At 35.3% G+C, this 20686-nt stretch carries 22 protein-coding genes; 3 read left to right on the top strand and 19 right to left on the bottom strand.

The annotated features are described in order from the left end of the window. Window positions 1-4: 4 nt before the first annotated feature. The 16 genes from HNP25_RS00435 to HNP25_RS00360 form a co-directional block, all read right to left on the bottom strand. Window positions 5-790 carry a hypothetical protein gene (locus HNP25_RS00435; protein ID WP_184128443.1) on the bottom strand — a complete coding sequence of 262 codons (786 nt, stop codon included), beginning with the start codon at window positions 788-790 and terminating at the stop codon, window positions 5-7. 203 nt (window positions 791-993) lie between these two features. Further along, complete coding sequence (locus HNP25_RS00430; RefSeq protein ID WP_184128440.1) at window positions 994-2223, bottom strand: type II toxin-antitoxin system HipA family toxin; 1230 nt, start codon at window positions 2221-2223, stop codon at window positions 994-996. After that, a complete protein-coding gene (locus HNP25_RS00425) occupies window positions 2220-2528 on the bottom strand; it encodes a helix-turn-helix domain-containing protein (RefSeq protein WP_184128437.1) in 309 nt (102 codons plus the stop codon). The genes HNP25_RS00430 and HNP25_RS00425 overlap by 4 nt, the downstream gene beginning before the upstream one ends. A gap of 426 nt (window positions 2529-2954) precedes the next feature. Then, the gene (locus HNP25_RS00420; protein WP_184128434.1) at window positions 2955-4409 is read right to left on the bottom strand and encodes an MAC/perforin domain-containing protein; all 1455 of its coding nucleotides are present in this window, start codon (window positions 4407-4409) and stop codon (window positions 2955-2957) included. Between the two features lie 282 nt (window positions 4410-4691). After that, entirely contained in the window at window positions 4692-4892 is a 201-nt protein-coding gene (locus tag HNP25_RS00415) for a hypothetical protein (protein WP_184128431.1), read from the bottom strand. A gap of 247 nt (window positions 4893-5139) precedes the next feature. Beyond that, the gene (locus tag HNP25_RS00410; protein ID WP_184128428.1) at window positions 5140-6111 is read right to left on the bottom strand and encodes an ArdC family protein; all 972 of its coding nucleotides are present in this window, start codon (window positions 6109-6111) and stop codon (window positions 5140-5142) included. Window positions 6112-6363: 252 nt separating this feature from the next. Beyond that, complete coding sequence (locus HNP25_RS00405) at window positions 6364-6822, bottom strand: JAB domain-containing protein (protein WP_229202743.1); 459 nt, start codon at window positions 6820-6822, stop codon at window positions 6364-6366. 27 nt (window positions 6823-6849) lie between these two features. After that, window positions 6850-7767, bottom strand: coding sequence for a toprim domain-containing protein (locus HNP25_RS00400; protein WP_184128422.1), 918 nt, complete (start codon window positions 7765-7767; stop codon window positions 6850-6852). 74 nt (window positions 7768-7841) lie between these two features. Beyond that, entirely contained in the window at window positions 7842-8042 is a 201-nt protein-coding gene (locus HNP25_RS00395; protein WP_184128419.1) for a helix-turn-helix domain-containing protein, read from the bottom strand. A gap of 328 nt (window positions 8043-8370) precedes the next feature. Beyond that, a complete protein-coding gene (gene rfbD, locus HNP25_RS00390; protein WP_221432350.1) occupies window positions 8371-9126 on the bottom strand; it encodes a dTDP-4-dehydrorhamnose reductase in 756 nt (251 codons plus the stop codon). 1 nt (window position 9127) lies between these two features. Beyond that, the gene (locus HNP25_RS00385) at window positions 9128-9973 is read right to left on the bottom strand and encodes an NAD-dependent epimerase/dehydratase family protein (protein WP_184128416.1); all 846 of its coding nucleotides are present in this window, start codon (window positions 9971-9973) and stop codon (window positions 9128-9130) included. Window positions 9974-9986: 13 nt separating this feature from the next. Then, window positions 9987-11822, bottom strand: a complete 1836-nt coding sequence (locus tag HNP25_RS00380; protein WP_184128413.1) for a rhamnan synthesis F family protein — start codon at window positions 11820-11822, stop codon at window positions 9987-9989. A 43-nt stretch (window positions 11823-11865) separates the two neighbouring features. Then, on the bottom strand, window positions 11866-12504 hold the full coding sequence (locus tag HNP25_RS00375; protein WP_184128411.1) for a hypothetical protein: 639 nt from the start codon (window positions 12502-12504) through the stop codon (window positions 11866-11868). Window positions 12505-12570: 66 nt separating this feature from the next. Continuing rightward, window positions 12571-12927: an acyltransferase family protein gene (locus HNP25_RS00370; protein WP_184128408.1), complete on the bottom strand. Its 357-nt coding sequence runs from the start codon at window positions 12925-12927 to the stop codon at window positions 12571-12573. Window positions 12928-13088: 161 nt separating this feature from the next. Continuing rightward, the gene (locus HNP25_RS00365) at window positions 13089-14090 is read right to left on the bottom strand and encodes a nucleotidyl transferase AbiEii/AbiGii toxin family protein (RefSeq protein ID WP_229202742.1); all 1002 of its coding nucleotides are present in this window, start codon (window positions 14088-14090) and stop codon (window positions 13089-13091) included. Next, on the bottom strand, window positions 14075-14800 hold the full coding sequence (locus tag HNP25_RS00360) for a DUF6088 family protein (protein ID WP_184128405.1): 726 nt from the start codon (window positions 14798-14800) through the stop codon (window positions 14075-14077). The genes HNP25_RS00365 and HNP25_RS00360 overlap by 16 nt, the downstream gene beginning before the upstream one ends. Before the next feature lie 719 nt (window positions 14801-15519). Between HNP25_RS00360 and HNP25_RS00355 the strand changes: the two genes are divergently transcribed. After that, a complete protein-coding gene (locus HNP25_RS00355; RefSeq protein WP_184128402.1) occupies window positions 15520-16740 on the top strand; it encodes a tyrosine-type recombinase/integrase in 1221 nt (406 codons plus the stop codon). Here the strand turns inward: HNP25_RS00355 and HNP25_RS00350 are convergent. After that, window positions 16737-17279: an ImmA/IrrE family metallo-endopeptidase gene (locus HNP25_RS00350; RefSeq protein WP_184128399.1), complete on the bottom strand. Its 543-nt coding sequence runs from the start codon at window positions 17277-17279 to the stop codon at window positions 16737-16739. The two genes, HNP25_RS00355 and HNP25_RS00350, sit on opposite strands and share 4 nt — an antisense overlap. Window positions 17280-17289: 10 nt before the next feature. Continuing rightward, window positions 17290-17628: a helix-turn-helix domain-containing protein gene (locus HNP25_RS00345; protein ID WP_184128396.1), complete on the bottom strand. Its 339-nt coding sequence runs from the start codon at window positions 17626-17628 to the stop codon at window positions 17290-17292. A 399-nt stretch (window positions 17629-18027) separates the two neighbouring features. Between HNP25_RS00345 and HNP25_RS00340 the strand changes: the two genes are divergently transcribed. Both HNP25_RS00340 and HNP25_RS00335 read left to right on the top strand, forming a co-directional pair. Further along, complete coding sequence (locus HNP25_RS00340) at window positions 18028-18201, top strand: hypothetical protein (RefSeq protein WP_184128393.1); 174 nt, start codon at window positions 18028-18030, stop codon at window positions 18199-18201. Window positions 18202-18262: 61 nt separating this feature from the next. Continuing rightward, window positions 18263-19243: a hypothetical protein gene (locus tag HNP25_RS00335; RefSeq protein WP_184128390.1), complete on the top strand. Its 981-nt coding sequence runs from the start codon at window positions 18263-18265 to the stop codon at window positions 19241-19243. Between the two features lie 164 nt (window positions 19244-19407). Here HNP25_RS00335 and HNP25_RS00330 read toward each other — a convergent pair whose 3' ends face one another. Further along, a complete protein-coding gene (locus tag HNP25_RS00330) occupies window positions 19408-20622 on the bottom strand; it encodes a site-specific integrase (protein ID WP_184128387.1) in 1215 nt (404 codons plus the stop codon). Window positions 20623-20686: the final 64 nt, after the last annotated feature.

Genomic DNA, 20686 nt, shown 5'->3' with positions numbered 1-20686 from the left:
TGAACTAATTTAAACTCACTGCTATTTTGTCTGCTTGAATTGCAAGTTCCAACACATCATGAACCAGAAACGTATCTATCATAGACAGGGCATACTCTCGGTCAATCGGTAGCATATCGTTACTTACAAGAACTTTATCAACATAGAATTCTGGATTCCAAAGCTTGCGGATAATTTCAGGATGATGAGGTTTCATTCGTAACATAACAGTTTCAAAAACGCTTTTTGCCTTTTCAATGAACTCATCACGAACCTGCTTTTCGAGGGGAAGAGATGTGATTTTTACGACAGGTTTAGTAATCACCTGATGTGGACTTTCACTTTTTGTTACGAGTTTTTGGGTTGAGTTCAGTCGGTAGTCTGTATAAAGGCTTAGATGTCCGTCCACATGAGCGAAAACTTGTTTGAAAACTTCCAGCCTACCTTCGAGGTCGAAGGTGATGTTGTTATCCGATTCAACATTGAAAATATAGTCGTTCCATTCTTCAACGCTAATCTTGTCCATGTTGTCAAATAACAGCTTTGCAAGCTCCAGTTCAATGTCTGAAGCTTTTAGCATCTCCGTCCATTTACTAAATCCAACCCATTGAGCAATGATATGCTGAGCTTTCATCAGCGTAAAATTGTTTTCATCAACCTCATCATCTATGATAAGCCTATCAATATCGAAGTACTTTGGATTGTACCTGTACAGATTCCTGCTCAATGTTGTATCAAAAAATGATGTTTGGGTTTTGTAATCTTTGTGGAGATTTTTTGACTGAAGCTTAAAGTAGTCAATTGGTTTCATAATACATACCTTATGTTGCCAAATTTATTATCTAAAAAGTTAAGCGTTCGTAGTCTTGGTTAGATAACAAACTTGGTCAGGTTTGCATTAAGTATCTATCTATTGGCTAATGAAATCTTTGCACGAACGAGCTGGCTTGCCAAAAAGCACCACCTATCATAGCGGTAATTTTAGAAAATACAAACAAAAAACTATTTCTCATACTAATTCTTGCCAATGGTCTTTGCCACTAAATCGATACTTGTTTGCAGAACATTGTATTCAGTCGCCAAGGTTCTCCAAGAATCCAGAGCGTGTCTTGTTCTTTCAATAATATCATCTATGTGCTTTTGAGGTAGCTTGGCTTCTCTTCCCAGTTTTATTAAATGGCTAATGGTAGGGTTTTTGCCTTCTCCCATCACCATCATGCTTTGTTCCCCATTCGGGCCACTTGAGAAGGTCAGGTCATAGGCAGGGGATAGTTTCCATTCCCCATGATTATCCATTAGGAAACTGAAATTTTTGGCGTGATCGTCCCTATTATGGGCAAGCACGTTGAAAACGGCAAGCCGATACATTTTTTCCACTTCACGAATATCTTTGGTAATCGCTCCAGTTAAATTGAGCAAATCTTCATAATCCAGTGATGGAATTCTGAAATCACTATGCAACAACCCACTTGCCGTGTGCATGTGCAGTCGTTTGCCACCATCTCTGTCAAAACGTTTAACAGCGAAGTGACCAGCACCTTTCTGTGATGGGAATAAATGCACCTCAGGCATCAGGACACCCGCTTCCTTTGCCATTAAAGCATAAACATATTCAATCGCACCAGCATCGCTACCATCTTGAGAATTCGTAAATTTAACCAGCCAAGGTTCAAACCCTTCGTTAAGCTTCTCTGCCCCATATATAATTTGCTGGAAATCTTCACTGGCAGCAATAAGAGCTTTTGGACGGGCTCCAGCAGATGAACCATTCAAAGCTAGTAATTCCCTGATAACTTCTTCTGAGCTGCCTTGTAACACTTCCTGCGATTGCAAAGCCAGTTGGTCGAGATTAATTATTTCTTGAACCTCTGAGGTGCTATGGTCAGGCTCATAGACAAGAGCTCCCATGCCCGACAATCCGACATTTGCAAGACGGTCAAGGGGGGATATGGTGGCTGGTAATACGCCTTGCGACCTCAGCAAGCGGTCGAAAAGCAATCGTCCCCAACCGTCTGGGAGGCTATCACTGAAAGCACCCGATAGTCCTTCAAAAGGTCGTTGTGGTAATGCTGTAACGCCCTTTTTCAATGGCAAGCGGAATGGGGATATTTGTATGCCTGTTTTTATGAACTCATCATCATATTCAAAATAAATAATGTGGTCACGTACTGCCAAGCGTCCTACTTGTTGTATGCCTGTTCCAAAGTCTAAGCCGACCTTGATTTCCGTAATGGGCTTCATCATTTTTTCCTTCCTCTTTTTCGGGATACGTTATCAGTGTCTTTCAATACATCATCAATAGAGTTGAATGTTGGTTTTGATGGTTTAAGGATATTGAGGAGTTCTTCCACTTCCCCAACCACCATCAGGAGTTTCAAAAAAGATTCCAGCGAAATAGCCCCTTTTTGTTCAAATTTTCTCAACGTTGGAAGGGGAACACCCGACCGTTCAGCAAGACCTTCTTGGGTAAGTTCCATAGATAACCGTCTTGCCCGAATATTTTCAGCAATTTTTAATTGTGCTTTCGAAGCTGATATAAGTGATAACATAGTAGTACTTTACATGTTAATATAGTTATTACTAATACTATTGTATCACAAATATAGTGAGATTCAAGAAGAAAATACAGCTTTTTGTCCTCTTATATCGCCTATTACTGAAAATAAATCACCTTACCTAAAGCTTGATAATAGTCACCATTGGAAAAGGTATTTCAATAGCCTTTTTCGGTTATTTTACTGTTAGGAGGTTTGATAAGGAGGGTAAATACAAGAAATCCGAAATGCTCAAAATGAGGTAAAAAAACAGCAAAAAAAATCTGGTCAAGGTTTCCCCAGACCAGATTAGGTTTTATCTTTATTGAGCTTTGTTCTGATTGGTGATTATAATACAATACCCATAGACAATAGCTAAGCTAGTAATGAAAGAATCAGACTACAATTAAATCTAAATTATTTAAAATGGATGACACAAAATCATGGATAAGCATAGAAAGCAATTTCTATATAATGCCAATCTGGATCTCCTTGTGGAATACCTTTAGTTGTAGAGTAATAATGGTCATAGTACATCTTCTTATTTGACTTTTTCTCGTAGTAATATTCATAAACTGGAACTGTACCTGCTATTTGAGTTGGGAAAGCATAGAATGTAACACCAACATAGGCATATCCAGCCGCATTTGGGTTTCTGTTCCTTGTATACATTCTATCATTTTTCTCCGCACTATAAAACTCATAAACCTCAACAGCTCCTGATATTGATTTATTTTGAACACTAAAAACTGAACCTACATTACTATAAGTACCATATATAGTAGGTACATCACTAAGGCTATAAGCATGTCTACCTAAATTATAATCATAATATTCAAAAACTGCTGGTGGTAATGGTTCAAGTGTAACTTGTCTATCTAATAAATATTGAGCTATGTAATTCTCAACTTCTTTAGCTTTAATGGGGTCGGCAATTAATTGATTTATAGGAATAAGCCCATTCTCTTGAACATCAATTAGTTCAGCGGTAGCCTTGTTAACGCTTTGTTGCCAGCCATTAATATCTATTGTTCCCGAAATATTGCTTGATGAGAGGTTAACTTCTTTTTGAAAACCAACCGATGGGTCACCTCCAGTAGTCTTGAAATACAAGTGCTCATTAGTATTTTTCTGTACAATAGATACATCAAAACTTGAAGAAAGATTAAATTTGAAGAAATTTTTCAATGGTATTGATATCCCTGCTTGTGCTGCAACTCGTCGATTTGAATTAGAAGTTTGTGCACTATATGATGCCTCAAATATACCACCTAACACTATTCCTTTTAACAAATGTGTCCCATAGTTTTTCACGATATATTCTGCTGACTGCGTTGCTATATCTTCTTTAAAAGAATTCGTTAGATACTTTTGAAGAAATTCATTTGTTGCATTAATGTGTATCCTCTTTCGTTCATGAATTACTTTGTATCTGCTATAAACTTCTTTTGAAGAAAATGTCCTTGTATCTGAATAAGAAGCAGATAAAATAGGTTTGAAAATGGGGAGTCCAAATTTTACTTTGGCTTTAAACTGAAGGGCATAATCCAAAGCATTTTCTGCATAAATCTCATCTGAATATCCTTGCTTACTTGATGAATCTATAATAATTCTATCTCTATTGTTTCTATAAAAACTTTCAACATCAATAATAGGACTAGTAGTTGAACTTGCACTTATATTGTCCCGTGTAATATCATTACCATACCCCAATTTATTTAAATTAGGGATATTAATTTTTACAGGTTCAGGTTCCAAAGCTTTTGAGCATCCAGTAAGTGCTATTATTGAAATAATAAAAAAGGTTGCCTTGACAAATACAGCAGAATACTTTGGATAAAAAGTATAGCTAAGAAGATTTTTAGCTTTTTGTTTGAGGTAATTTGATAAATCCATGATATAAAGAATTAGTGTGTTTAAAATTTAATATTTAGCTTTTAAAAAATAAAATACATAAATTACAATTCTTCTCTGAACATTCTTAGCTCTATTCAAAGTTAAAAAATGTACTGAAAAATACAATGAATAATATGAGTAATCTTATTTTAAAAGCTTTTGAAAAAGCATATACTATGAATGTTAGTATAAGAATTTCAATAATACATAAAGCAGACTTCAAAAGATTAAAAGTTACTAATCTGGTCAAGGTTTCCCCTGACCAGATTAGATTTTAATTTATCAGGCTTTGTTCTTACGAACCGTCAGGGCAACTTTCTGTCCCAGACTGTCGAGCGATAGATTAAGCCCTTCTCCATCGGTATGTTCCCATGCAACGCCAGCTTTAATCCATTCAGCTTTTGCATCATCTCCATTGTGTTTTAGGAAATATACTGTGTGGGTTGGCATTTTAGGGTTGGTTTCTTTTTGGTTAGACATCATCAAATCTCCTTTCTTTGTTGTTGATGATAGAAGCTAAAAAGCTCATGAGGCGGTGAAAGCTCCCCGAAGGAAAAAAATCGTAGCTCGCTATCTATTTTTTTCCGAAGTCGTTAGAGCCTTTTATGCAATAAAAGGAGGGATAAGCGTCGTCACAGCCGTTGAAGCTATGCTTCTAGCAATCATTCAACCGACAAAAGAAATTGGTGATTTGATAGACTAATCAAACGCTAAACCCTAAATTACTCCCTCAAGAAGGAGTAAAATTCTCCTGAGTTTGCAAACTGTGGATGTATTCAACAGCCTTTTGTGCATGGGATGCTGCTGAGAAGATGAATCGCTTATCGTCTTTCAGGACTTTTAGCCACGACTGGATATAAGCTGCATGTTCTTCTACTGGCATGGGTTCAAAACCTAAATCTGCTGCCAGAAAACAAGCTCCCAACTCAGCCACAAGCTCTTCTTTGGCATAGCCTTCATCAGCATGATGTTTGCGTCCCAAATCACGGTTTAGGCGTTTTGGATGTTTTGTCCAATGAGTAAGCTCATGGGCTAACGTTGCATAATAGCTGGGAGCATCAACAAAACTTTCAAACGGTGGCATTTGAATATTGTCCAAACCCTGATTGTAGGAAGCCTTTTTGCCTGTATAAATATCTGCTTTGGTCTGTGCAAAGAAGCTTTCAAGCTCTTCTATACGCTGCTGCGGATTAGTGATAACAGGCTCAGGAATTTGATAGAATATTTCTGGCAAGCCCTCTATTTGGGCAACGTTGAATACTGTATAAGATTTCAAGAAAGGTATTTTGGTGACTTTGGATTCGCCTTCTGTTTCCTCTTCTTTGAAAATATTATCGGCATAGACAACCTGAGTTCCCTTCTCGCCTTTTCGTACCGTTGCTTTCATGTCGATTGCTTGCTTGTAAGTCATCCAGTGCGGATAAACATAGCCTTTTTCTGCGGAAGTTCCCCAAAGCATCAGTGTATTGATACCTGTGTAAGGAATATTATTCCAGCGAAGCGGACGGGTAATTTGTCCAGCAAGATGCTCTGAATTCCACGGTTTACGCCATGTCAGGTTGCCTTTTTCTAAATCTGCAAGGATTTTATTGGTCACTCGTGCGTAAATATCATTTTGAGATGGGGTTTCATTAGTCAACTTAGCCTCCTTTGATAAGCGTTTGGAAGGTTTTCTGGTTGGTTTTTTTGTTGAAGCATTCATTTTCAATTCTCCGTAAGTAAGGATGACGGGGATTGATAGACCTGAAGTTAAAGCGAATGAACCAGCAAGAATTTTGGTTGGGCGGGGAATGCGAAGCAGGCGAAAATTATTGTTGGTGGAATGAGTGCTTCAGGTAAATCTCCGTCCTAGAATCCTTACTTTCATCACGAAGAATTGACAAGGAATATCAAAAACCAATCAGAAAAAAGAAGGAAAGATACCGAAGCACTATCAGGCTAAATGAAACCAAGCTCACCTGGGCATAAGTGACTTATCTTCAAAAGAGGCATATCCATCAGCGGTAATAATTAAGTGGTCGAGCACTCTTATTCCCAGAAAGTCACCCGCCTGCATAACTCTCTTTGTCAGTTCAATATCTGATTGGCTTTCCTTTAGATTTCCAGAAGGATGGTTATGTGCTAAGACAATTGCCGAAGCATTTGCTTTCAAAGCCGTCATAAAAATCAACTTAGGGTCAATAAGGCAATAGTCAGTCCCACCACTTGCTATTTCAGAAATACCTAAGCAAGCGTTTTTTCTATCAAGTAGCAATATTTTGAACTGTTCCAATAGTTCTATCTTGCTATCGTCCCAAGTCTTTCTAAGGATTTCATAAGCATCGAACGAATGAGTGATTAGGGGTCTATCTTTTGCTTTAATTTTGCTTCGATACACCAATTCTATTTCAGCTACTTTGAAAAGTTGAAGCATTTCTTTTTTGTCATTCATGCCCTACTCCTACAATCCAAGTGTTTTCATGTGCCAAGCATTTACGTCTTTATGAGCTTGGTACACTTTATTCATTTTGACTTGTTTAAGCGATGATTCTGCTTTGAGAAAATCAGCAAGCACTTCGCTTCCTCTCGTGCCGGCATTGTCGTTATCGAACCATGTATAATAAAAACGATAACCGTAATTCTGAATGTAGGGCAAAGCCTGTTTTATGCAGGACAATGAATTAAGAACAATGGTATCACCTTTGATTTTCTTGCCATTGAGTTGTGAGACAACCGACAGGTAATCCATGAATCCTTCAAAAAGATGGATGCCTTCTGGTTTGGGAGTTGTGCCACGAATAAAAGAAATTGCTTTGGGTCTTAAACAGCCTTTGAAAAAAGGATTCCTCAGTTCAAAGCCACCTTCTTCATTAGGAAAGCCCAAAGCATAAAAACTTTTGTTCGTTCGCTTGTTTTGAACATGAAGTTCTTTAAGAAATTGTTTTGCCAGATTGAGAGGAATACCTCTTTTTTCAAGATAGTGAATCAGCCCTAAATGGTTGATTGATTTTTTGGATTTTAGAATGAGAGAAGAATCTTCCTCCTGATTATTCTCTGCTTGCAATTCAGGAATGAAAGAAATATCAGGCGTGTATTGGTACTGATATATATTTTTAATCCATCGAAGAGCATCAGAAGTGGTGTGGTCTTCATTCCTGCTTTCCAGATAATAGCGACCAAAAGAAATCAAATCGCCTCCAATACCCAAGCCGTGGTCGTACCAAAGATTATGTTGAATATTTACAAAGAAGCTGGGTGTTTTCTCAATTCTGAGAGGAGATAAATAGCAATATTCTTTCTTACTAACCCTCTTGGGTAGAATATTAAGCTTGCCCAATATTTCGGAAATAGGTATATGTTTAGCTAGTTCTATATTCATTGTGACCCTCTAAGAGAACAGTGATATTGAGCTAGGGTAAGAAGAGTTTTCGCAGAACTTTTCTTACCCGCCCTTTAACGACTAAGCTGTCGTTCTATGAATTCATTCAATGAAGAAAGACGGTATCTGACAGACCTCCCTACTTTAAGAGGACGAAGGTCATAGCGTTTGGTGCAATCCCAAACAGCTAAAGTACCGACGGTCACTCTTAGATAATTTGCTGCTGCCTTTCGGTCGAGTAATGGTTCAAGAATTGGGATTGGCTTATTTGGCATTCAACTTCCCTTCTAATGAAATAAATAATCAGTATCAGAAATATCAGAATGTTTCTGATACTGACGAATTGATAAAGGAATTCATTCTGATTAGTCAATACAATCGAAGATTGATTAATGAATGATAAACTTGGGAAATGTTGAAAAGGAAATCAATGACATATCAAATGGAATTATTGGAATTGATTATTCGCTAACTTTTATTTGAAATTTCCTGAAGCGTCCTCTCTAAAAAAAACGTCCAATGAGGCAACGTTAGTGAAAATACGTTTTTTATCTTAGAATTATCTAGTCGAGAATTTTCTGGTCTTTGGGTTACAGAAGCATATTATTGCCAAGTTACTGGTATCAAAGATGGTAAGGTTCGAGTAATCCCCAATTCTTGAGAGCGATGTAACAAATAGTGGGCATAGGCGTACCAACTTGTATATCCATCACAACACAAATGATACAAGCCAGAGAAAGTAGAGTCACAGTTTCTAACACCTAGTTTATTGAGGACATTTGCCGTTACATCCGCAAGCAATTCTGCTGACGTAGGATTTCCGTATTGATTATCTATTATTTGCAAAGTATCTACTTCACTAGCTTTATTGATAATAGATTTGAGAAAATTACGTCCCCTCGTTGAAAAAACCCAGCTCGTCCGAAATATTATATGTTTGGAGCATATTTTTCTAATATACTCTTCCCCCATTAACTTACTCTGTCCATAAATATTTAATGGATTTGGGATGTCAGATTCTGTGTAAGGGCTTTTTTTCAATCCATCAAAGACATAGTCGGTAGAATAATGTACCAGCCAAGCACCTTCTTGCTCACATGCTTCAGCCATGACTTTTACAGCTTCGGCATTGACCAAATAGGCTTTATCAACATCATTCTCCGCCTTATCCACTGCTGTATAAGCGGTGGCATTGACAACTATGTCTGGGCTGACTTGTTCTATCAATTTTCGAAGAGTTTCAAAATCTTCAACATTACATTCCTCACGAGAATAGGCAACTAACTGCCCAATGGAAGCCAATGCACGTTGAAGCTCCCAGCCTAATTGCCCATTACTTCCCAAAAGGAGAATTTTCATTTTATTTACCAATATCTCTGTTAGGAATAGATGACATGATTGTCTTAATGATACTTGCATCTCCCCAAATAGCGTAAGAGTCATACTCTCTACGTGGAAACTTATTGTATTCAGGTTTAATTGATAACCCTTTTTCTAAAATAAATTGTTCAACCTTGGTCTTTAAACTTACTGGAGTACCACTACAACAATTAATAACACCAGTATAAGTAGTTTGCAGAGCTGTTTGAATGATTTGGTCAGCAAGGTCTTCTACATGAATAAAATCAAAAAGCATTTCTCCACTATTAAGTGGAAATGTCTTTTCCTTATTCCTCTCGGCACTAAGTAGTTTATTAAATATCGAGTTGTTATTTTCGTCATCCCCTGTGATATAAAATAATCTAAGCCACTTTAGTGACACTTGATTTTGACGACACAAATGTAAAAGAGATTGTCTGAGGAAGTTCTTTGCTATGCCATAAGGATTAATTGGATTACAAGTAGTATACTCATTCACTTCGCCTATAAAATATCCTATTTCATGCATCGTTCCAGCTACTGTAATATTTTTCACTCCCGAAAGAATTAGTTTTTCAATAAAATAGTAATGTTTTAAGACACTTTCGAAATGGTAGGAACTTTGGTGGTTAAAGCCAGATTGCCAAGCCAAATGAATGCAGGCATCAATCTCTAAAAAACGATGAACAATATCTTCCTGACTTGCTTCTAGCACATCCAGCTTGTGAACAATGTCTTTAGAAGATTCTGTCCGAGAAATCTTTAAAACCGAATGCCCAAGTGTATAAGCTTTTTGGGCAACATGTTTTCCAATGTAACCACCAGCACCTGTAATCGCTAATCGCATGGTATATCCTCACTTACCTAAAGAACTTACGCTTAGCTGTATAGAGGATTTTAAGATATGGAACAAGTCTTGGAAATCTTTTCTTGATGGATAATTTAACATATTTTAGTAAAATTCTCCCCTCATTCATTCCTATGGATTCAAGCACTTGGGCAAATACATCTCCACTTGAATGGAGTGCCATTATCCTATTGGCTTTATACTCTAATCTCGCATAATTGCTTGCTATAATATTGGTTGGGGCAATAACGTATGCCACATATCCTGAATCGTGTGACATATACACCAAAAGCCTTTCCAAAGCATGCGCAAGGCTTCCATCTTGATGATTGGGTTCTTCATCAAAGTCATCCCATTGCCAAGGATATTCGAATAATCGCTTCAGTGCCTCTGGGCGATACCAAAACATCGTCCCAAAAGCAGCATGAGGAACAGGATAATCAAATGGTACTTTGATGTCTAGCTTCTCAGCTATTTCTACTGTTCGCTCTTTATTTGTAAACCAGCTATGACCTAATGTTGGAAAACCTCCAGAATGTATCATAGAAGGAATCATCATTCCAACCTCTGGATGGTCTTCAAAAAAAGCAATCAACTGCTGGACATAGCCTTTACTAGACAAAAGACTTTCAAACATGTGTTTTTTGAAAAGTTGTGAAGCATTATTAGTTACTTGTGGAGATTTTTTTGAATGTATTCGACAGATATAATCATACTCTCCAATAAGATTTATATCCCTACACGTGATAAACAAAGCCGCCATATCTCTTCCACGGTTTTGTTCCACAACATAAACTTTTACATGTTTGGCAAAGGTATCTTCAAAAGGAAATACCTCTATCTCCTTTGCTGATTCTTGTGAACCTGTAGTAATAATCAAATCAAAATCACAAGGAATGTTTTGTAAATAATTATGGATTTCAGTCAACATATCTGGGTAAAAAACATGTGCTAAAACGGCTATTCTAACTTTTTTTGGCAAGGGAGGTACTTGCTCAGAAGAAAACACCTTTACCAAATCTAAATTTGAATATAAATCTTTAGGTCGTGTTGTCCTTAGCACATTTTGCCAAATCAATTCAACTGGATAAGAGGTCTGTGTTTTTATGAACTCAAGTGTCTCTTTTAAATCAACCGCCTGTTTATCTATAAAAAGTGGTTCATGAAAGAAAGGTCTTCTCTTTAAAATTGGAATACGTTTGGAGAGAGCTTCTTTGCTATCATAGAATAGTGGATAGTTACTGGAGTAATCTTTGTGTGAGCAATAAACGCAACTTTTAAAGCCTAATTTATGGAAGTGTTCGGTAAATCTTGACTCATGTTTTTCAACAGACTCATCATAGCTTTTGATTTGAGGCATCGTTTCCCAATATTGTTTAAAACTATCAGATTTAAAAATACGAGACCTAACTGCAATGAAATGAGACTGTATATGAACAGGAAGAACTCCTTTGCCTGTAAAAGGATTCGGGGCAATAGTCCCATGGTCGCTAATTCCCCAAAAATCACATTCCGAACTCTCCATAGTCTTGAAGAGTTCGGAAAATGGATATATTGGACCAAAAAAAGTATAGTTCAATAGTATTAGTTCATCAAATAAAGCAAGTTTATGCTTTCCAATATGAGCTAATCCTTCTTTATAGCCCCATACATCAAATCCAACATTTTCCCGACACAATATTTCATCAGATACAGACTCTGCCTTTTGTAAATTGCCTCCATTGAGTGAAGAATTAGAAATAAAAAGTATGTAATCAACATGTTGCCGTAGTTGCCTCAGCTTATAGATAACATAATCATCTACAACGCCATCTTTATCATAAAAAAGATAAAGTCCTATTCTTTTCATCAATACACTCCATAATCAATAACATCCTGTCAGTAACCTAGTCTTAAGAAGGAAACAAGAGTAATTCAAGCTTCTTTTTCAGCCATTTTGTAGGAAAATCTAATAACGATGCCCCAATAAAACTCAGCAAAACAACAGTGATGAAATAGACAAGCACTTCAAGTAAAGAGAAATTGATAGGAGACACTCTATCTGATAAGAAAAATATTATTCTATGATGAAGGAGAAATGCCAAGAAAGACCACAAAGAGCATTGTTTTATTATTTTTTCTACAAGATGAGGGAAATGTAAATTCTTCATTAAATAGACAAGACTAAGAAACAGACTGGCACCAGATATTAAAGCAAAGGTCTGACTATGAATAGGAGGCTTATAGTTTAAACATAAAATCAAAGTACCGATGGCAATTATATAAATCCATTTAGAATCACTTCTTTTACAGAGGTAATTCATAAAAAACATACCAAAAGCAAATTCGGATAACCTCATTATTGGATTGCATCTAATTGGTATCCAAAACGAATTAGGATAAAATTCAATCATCAGGATATGAAGTATTAATAAAGATACTCCCGTAATTATTGGGGCATTTATGACACCTCGCCGAAGAAGAGGGAAAAACAAATAAACCAAAATGATAAAGCCAGTAAACCACTCTCCAACTAAGTAGTAGCTAGACATTTTAAGCAAGAAGAAACCATCTAAACCAATAACAGACAAAACGACCTTCCAATATTGTCCATCCCCTCAAGTAGTTCCCAATAAAATGAACAATAGAGCTACAGCAATATAACTAATCCAAAAAGGTGGGTAAATTGATAAGAATCTTTTTTTATAAAAGGATACAGTGCAAAAATGTTCACTCTTAGTAATCATTAATGAAGCACCTGAAAGAATAATAAATAGGGTTACGCCCACATCTCCCAAGTACTGATTCAAGAAAATGGTAGAGCCTAGTATTTTCCCAAGAGGATATGAAGCTTGAATTTTCACATTAAAGTGAACCAAGAAAACCATCATCGTTGCCAATAGGCGAATAATATCTAGGTACAAAAACCGTTCTTCTGACTTATTGCCATTCAATGACTGAGCTATTAGGTTCATCTATCCCTCTTCAAGTATATATTTATAACTTTTATAGTATAGAAGTTTCCCGCTGCCTAGAATAAATGAGAACGCACTCTGATTCTATGAAATCTGTTTACAATCGTCTCTATTCTCTTTGTGACTCTCTATTTGCTCGCTGAACAAAGCATAGTTAATTGTCACTTCCCTTCAATTTTAACATCCCACGTTATATCAACAATTCGGCTCTTGATGTATTGAAGTGTGGCAAGTATTTCTTTGTCATCAGGAAACTGACTACCAAACACTAAAAATTTAAAATCTCCATTATAAACCTCTTTTAAGTCCTCCCAAACCATTTCAACATTCGCAAAAATCAACGCATCTTTAGGATGGTTTTCAAGCCATTCGTTATTATTCTTGAAACTTACAACATCATCGTTGGCAACTTTTAAAAGCATTTTGTCAAACTCCTGAGAGTTAAAAAAGTCCAAGAGTTCTTCCACTTTTAACAGTTGATGAAGGTCATAGCTATGTCTAATTTTCTTCTTTAAATCATCAATAGGGTTTTCTCCATAAGAAAATCGGACTAAGCTCATTATCTTTTCACAAATCGTTCTTCTTGGCTCTAATACCTGTGCATCGAAAGGTAATAATCCATACTCTTCTGCTAAATGTTCTTGCTTACGATTCATCATCATATCAAAAACAAAAGAACTTATTGGCTGTGTAGTGTAAGGCTCATAATAGCCTAGCCATGTTGCCTCCACGATAATAGTATCTTTTACTTGTCCATAGTTCCCATTAAACTCTTTGGCGTATGTATGTGCTGTTTTCCTGTTCATACCCATCTTCTGAGTTATTCCACTAACCTGAACTTCGGTTAGTTTTTCAGAAACAATCCGACTAATTTCTCTAATCTTTGTTGTCAGTTTGTTATTACTTTCACCTTCTCTTCTTAATACTACTAAATCTATATCTTCTGAAAATCGTTGGATGTAACGGTAACATTTCAATAAGGATGTACCGCCCTTAAAAATCGTTTCAGAGCCGATGTCACTTTTAAAAATCTCATAAAGGACAAAGGTCACCCAATAATCTTTCTCTACATAAATTGCTGGTATCCCCATTTCCTGTGCAGTAAATTCTATTGCCTGACGAAAAAGTGTTTTATTATCATGTAATTTCATTTGATATTCCATTTAGCAGTTGTTGAAAGCACTTTATCAACTCCATAAAGTTTGTAAGAGGTAATCGGATTTAATGTTTTTCGCAAAGGTTCAATCAGTGCAAAATCCCCAACTTCTTCAAGCATAGCCCCCAATAAACTTTTAGTTGCTGGCGGATATTTCAAAGCAAGATTGACCATGTTTTTTTTGTCTGTGTCAGATAAATCTTTCACAATACATAATAATCGTTTGATGGATTCCTTAGCAGAGGCATCGGGTATTTTCTTTATATAACGAATAGCATCTAATATTTGAAGCAAGGGAATATTGGATTTCGTAATAATATTTTTCTGCCTCAAAAAAGAGATAGTATAACGTTCTCTTTTAAACATAGGACGAACATCATTTCGACCAATTTGAATTATATTACTTACCTGAGTAGTTAGCCCTAACTGATTATAGATACTAAAACCTGTTAGATACCCAATAATTTTTCCATCCTCCTCCAGCAAGTCTTTGACAATTTGATATTGAGCAGGCTGTAAATTTCCGAATACAGTGGCTTCTGGTTTATAATATCTCCCCTTTGATAATTTCTCTATTTTACCAGCGTTTGCCATTCGGTTCAGAGCCTTGATAATAGCTTCTGTCTTACTTGTTTCCTGCACAAAATCGTTATAGCTAAAAACATAGCCATTAGGAAATCTAGCAATTTTATTGCCTATGTAACTTGTTACTTTCATTTTCTTATACCTCCAGCACAAATATAACACAAATGTCCAGTTTTTTAATTAAAAAACTGGACAAAATATAATTAATTTATTTTCCTTAAACATATAATATCAGTTAGTTAACCATAAATAACAACTATAGATTGTTATTTATATATTCTAAAATCTATCTATGCCTTCAAATTCAGAAAATAAGCTATTTCAAACTCGTTTTATATCTTTTGCATTCGTAAAACCACAGCGAGAAAAACTAAAATGTCAAGTTTTTTGGTCAAAAAACTTGACATTTTAGCAGAGCGAATAGCATTTCTATGACTACTAGGATATTATCCTTCGAAGCATTTTTATTGTTGAAATTAATTTTGCCTAATAATAGAATCTCTTTACTCTAACTATTCAAGAGGCTTTTTGAGTTTGGGGGAACAAATGGGGGAACCCACATAAACCCCAATCCAAAAAGTAAAGCAATACCATATACATAGGCGAAAATAAATGAATCCTGCTCGAGGAGCCAACTCTCTCATTATTCACAGTTATCCAACACTATCAAACTTGAAAATTATACCTATTTTCAAGGTACTTGGTGTATCAATTCCCTTCCTAGCATATTCAGGCTTTATCCCACATTCATCAAATTTGGGGGAACAAATAGGGGAACAAATCACTCATTACATATTCCTGTTCCCCCAGAATCTTGCAAGACCCATTCTTATTGCTGGAGGGACAAAATAATGTCACTTAATGATATAAAATGCCGTACTGCCAAACCCAAAGAGAAGAAATATAAATTGTCAGACAGCGAAGGGCTGTACTTAGAAGTAATGCCTACTGGCAGTAAGTACTGGCGGATTAAATACCGAATTCACGGTAAGGAAAAACGAATTGCTGTTGGAGTTTATCCAAAAGTCTCCTTACAGGAAGCACGACAAGAAAAAGATAAAATCAAGGGTACTCTGAAAAGCGGATTAGACCCTGCCCTTTCCCGAATCGAGCAAAAGCAAAAAGCTATTTTTGAGAGTGCTCAGACCTTCGAGCAAATCGCTAAAGAATGGCACAGTAAAGGTATTGATAGTTGGAATCCTCGCTATGCCCAGACAATTATGCACCGCCTCGAAAAATATGCTTTTACTGAAATCGGTTCTTTCCCAATGCAAATGTTAAAACCGATAATCATTTTAGCTTGCTTACAAAAGATTGAAAGAACTGCTCCAGAAATGGCAAGAAGGGTAAAACAGCTTATCAGTCATATTTTCAGATATGCCATAGCAACAAACCGAATGGAAAATGATTTAACTATCGGTTTAGAAACAGCTCTTAAAAAATATAAGAAAGGGCATTTTGCTTCAATAGACATTGATGATTTGCCTAATTTTTTAACAGCCCTGCACAATCATAAATCTCGCCTTTACCATCAAACATTTCTGGCTATCAAACTCATGTTTTTGACATTTGTTCGTACAGCAGAATTGGTTGAAGCAAAATGGTCAGAAATTGATTTTGAACAAGCTATGTGGACGATTCCTGCTGAACGAATGAAAATGAAAAGTCCACATCTTGTACCGTTATCAAGACAGGCAATAAATATTCTTACTGAACTAAAAGATATGAATGGGAAACGGGAATATATATTCCCAAGCCTTCCCAGACCTCAAAAACCAATGAGTAAAGGCACTATACTCGTTGCATTAAAACGAATGGGATATTCCAATCAAATGACTGGACATGGATTTAGGGCATTAGCATTAGGTATCTTAAAGGAGAAACTGGAATACTCTCATGAAATTGCAGACAGGCAATTAGCTCACGTACCCAAAAGTAGTACAGACCGTGCCTATGACAGAGCAAAGTTTCTACCTCAACGTATCATTATGATGCAAAAATATGCTGACTATCTTGATGAGGTTTATTTGGAAACGACTAAAAAAAGGACTTTATCTATGTGTAATAATTAAATTTTAATTGATTTAAAAGTATTTTTCAACCCAGTAACATTTGTTCTATATCTCAGCATTTCAATACTGACCTGATATTTACAGATAATATTATCAACACTTTCACCTCTCCTAAAAAGTTCAAACAAAAGCTGTCGTGGCAATTGAAGACATCCTCCTAACCATTCAGCCTCTTTTTCATTCTGTTCATTTATATGCCTCAGTAATAATCCATTCGCTGAAATCAACTGTTCAGGAGAATGCTTTAGTATAATATGAGCCATTTCATGCATCAAATTACTTTGTTGTCTTTGCGGTGAGTGTGTATTATTATGGATTATATAATACTTATCACCACATATTAATGTATTCGCAGACCAGTTATTCTTGATACTGTCAAATACATCCAAACTCATACGAGGTATTTCATTTGGCGTGAAAATTTTTACCCCTAGATAATTAGCTAATTGTTGTGCAGAAATATAATCATAGGATTTTAATCCATTTTGTAATCGCAACTCTAATGATTTATTCTCAGCCCATTGTTTAAAACTCGACATAATTAATAGATTATAGTTCACCACTTTTGACAGCTTGATATGCTAAGTTAATCATTTTTACCAAGGCACTTGCAGTTTCTGGTGGTAAAGTTTTATCAGCTCTTAAATGAGCAACAACAACTTCTTCTTGAGTGAATGTAGAATCAGTAATAGCAAAAAAATCAGTAGGAACATCAAGCCATTTACATATTTTAAAATATGTGTCAATATCAGGTAGATGCCCTTGCTCAATCCTTGATAAAGTAGGTGCACTGACCCCTCCAATATCTTCTGAAACTGCTCTTAACCCTTTATTCCCTCTTTTTAATTTAACCATTTGGGCAAATTTTTCAGTATCTAACGTTTTCATAATTAGTTATTTATGTTTTTTTGCTAAATATAAATGTTTCTTTCGTGAAAAAAATATTTCATTTGTGAAACTAAATAACAAACTCTTCTGTTCTACATATAATACAAACGTATTATCAATGAAAATAGATTCAAAATTGGGTCTTTTTTTTAACAATATATAATAAAATATAAAATAAAAAGAAGGAGGTGTTAAAAATGACAAAAAAAACAACAGTAACAACAAATTACCGTCGTGCAGATAATGGTCAGTATACTACAAAAAAATATGCTGAAAATCATCCCAAGACAACAGTAAAAGAGACAGATAAGAAATAATTTCTTATAACCTTAAAGCCAACGGATATTACCCAAGCCGAAAAAAGAGGGGTATTATAATATTTATTTATAAAAAATATTTATGAATAGCATTCAAAAAAAAAACCAGCTTGTCAATTTATCAGAAAATGTTTTAGCATTACGCACTAATGGTAGATCCATAGAAGTAGTAGCTCAAGGTCAAACGGCTAAAACTCTAGCCAACATTATAGCAATCTGTTTAATTGCCATTACAGTGAAAACAATCTTAAAGTAATTTAAGGATTAGGGCTTAAAACTTATTTGCCCTAATCCTTAAATATATAAACAATCAACCCATGAAGAAAAATTTTTTAAGAACCCCAAGTTTCATTTCTGCAAAATTAGGTTTTATAACAGAAGATGAAGTTATTATAACTGCTATACGTAGTTTTTCAAAAAAAGAGATTGAAGCTAATTTACTTTCTAAAATTGCAATAAGATTGAATAAAGATGAACTTTATTTAACTAATGAATTAATCCCAATGTCAGAAAGTGGTAGGTATTCACGCAGGAATAGAGACGGTTATTCTATAATAAGAAAAGACCTACCAAAGATATATAAGACTATCTCGTGCGGAACTCGTTATCCATTTGGGAATACGTCTTTAACTCCTTATGAATTATGCTACGAGAAATTAGTGTATCAAAAAGAATTTATTCAGCCTAAAAATTGGACACTTTCTATTGAATTATTAGATAGTAATAATAAAGATGGTAATATGTATTACACTTTTAAGGTTGGTCTCTCTAATAGTTTAGATAAAACTAAAGATGAGTTTGAAACAAATATACTTTTTGCATTAAACTTATTACAAGAAAATTTTGGGAAAGTAGATGTCTTCAGTACTAGCACTACTAAGCAAGAATTTATGTCAACACAAAATGTAGCTTGGGAGATATTTCCTGCAGGGGAAAGAGATGAGAATTTAGAGAGAATACTTAATGGTATGTCAAAATTAACCCCACAAGATAAAGAAAACATAAAAGATAAGTATGATTTTCTCACTTCGATGAATCCTGAAAGTATAATTCTGGGGGCAGGAGGAATGTCTAGTTACTTTGGAGCAAAGTTTACTGAAAATCTTGTTGTTTTTGAAAATCTTGAATATGGAAATGCAATCTATGTCATGTATGATGAGTGGGAGGGACTTAGCAAAATGACTCGAACGGAATTATTATCAATGGAAAATAAAAAGTTTGATAGAGTCAAGCATACTGAAAATTGGAAGAATAGAATTTCCTATTTGGTATACAGTAAGTTAAAACAACTTAATTAAAAACCTACTTAAAAAAGTCTTGTCAAATTATAAAATATTATGCCCCTTCATAAAAATACAAATATGTAATAATATAAAGTTCTAATTACTTTTGTATTATTACATATTATGTATAGCCATAATAGCCATTTATTTTGAGGATAAGAATAGTTTTTGATATTATTTCACAAATTTATCACAGCCTCCAAAGCATCATCAGTCATCTTAGTCATAAAGTTTGACTGATACTGCATTGTGGTTTTTATATCAGTATGTCTGTATAACTTTTGAAGAACATTGGCTGGAATTCTATCTGCTGATATTTGAGCAAATGAATGTCTGGCAATGTGCATGGTCAAAGGTTTTGTTATGCCAGCTTTTACTGCAATCTTTTTTAAATAGTCATTACAAACCCGATTTCTTGTTTTGATATAATTTAGAACTTCGTTGGCTTTTGAAAGGTCAGGCAATTTAGCAAGGTCGTGAAAAACTAAATCATGAGCATTTGTTCCTCTTGGGTACTGTTCCAAAATTTCCAGCACTTTATCAGGAACTTTCAATGAACCTGTTTTTCGATTCTTTCCCATTGCGTAATACAAGCGGTCATTCTGGAAGTCAGACCATTTTAGGCGTAGAACGTCCGAAATTCTCATTCCTGCAAAATAGAATGAAACCAGAAATAGATTTCTTGAATGATTTTCACCGTCTGACAATTCTAAGCTTTGAAGTGCCCTTATTTCATCAGTAGTCAATCCAATTTTCATGGAATCAGGAAATTTGATAGAGATTTTTCCCTTGCCCTTACCGAAAGGATAGTATTTTTCTTCAACTAAACCAGAAGCAATTGCTCTATTAAAAATAGTCCTTATCACTACAAAGTGATTAACGACTGTTCTTTCAGTAATCTTTCTTGTACCGATAAGATAAGCTCTGAACTTTTGTAAAAGCCCAGGATTTATTTCAGCAAAGTTTATATCTGAACCGCCAAGAAATCTTCGAAAACCATTGATACGGGGTAAATCAGTACACTTTTGATTAAACCGTCCTGTTTTATCTAACTCTTCAATATACACTTTTGCTTGAGCAAAAAATGAAATACCTTCTTTGGGTTTTATATGGCTACGAACGGCTTTTGAAGATACATCCTTATTATGAGCAGCCATATTTAGCATCTTATCATTTGCTTCTGCTTTTTTGCTAAGGATAAAATTATTTAACTGTGCTGAATTCGGATGAGACTTTTTTATTTTTTGTGCAACGGCATCCCAATCCGCTTTACGAACACTAAACCCTAAATAAATATACGAAGACTTTCTATCAATGGTAACACGCATCGCAAGCGGAAAAGTACCATCTGAATTTTGTTTGCTACGAAGAACAATTTTAAGTGAAGATGCCATATTTGTAATGGATTTAGTCTCTACAAAATCTTTTAGTACAAATATAAAGAAATATTTGGTACAA

It is taken from the genome of Arcicella rosea (assembly GCF_014204325.1).
Lineage (GTDB): Bacteria > Bacteroidota > Bacteroidia > Cytophagales > Spirosomataceae > Arcicella > Arcicella rosea_A.
Note: the sequence above shows the minus strand (reverse complement) of the source record. Positions and strands in the feature narration are given on the sequence as shown.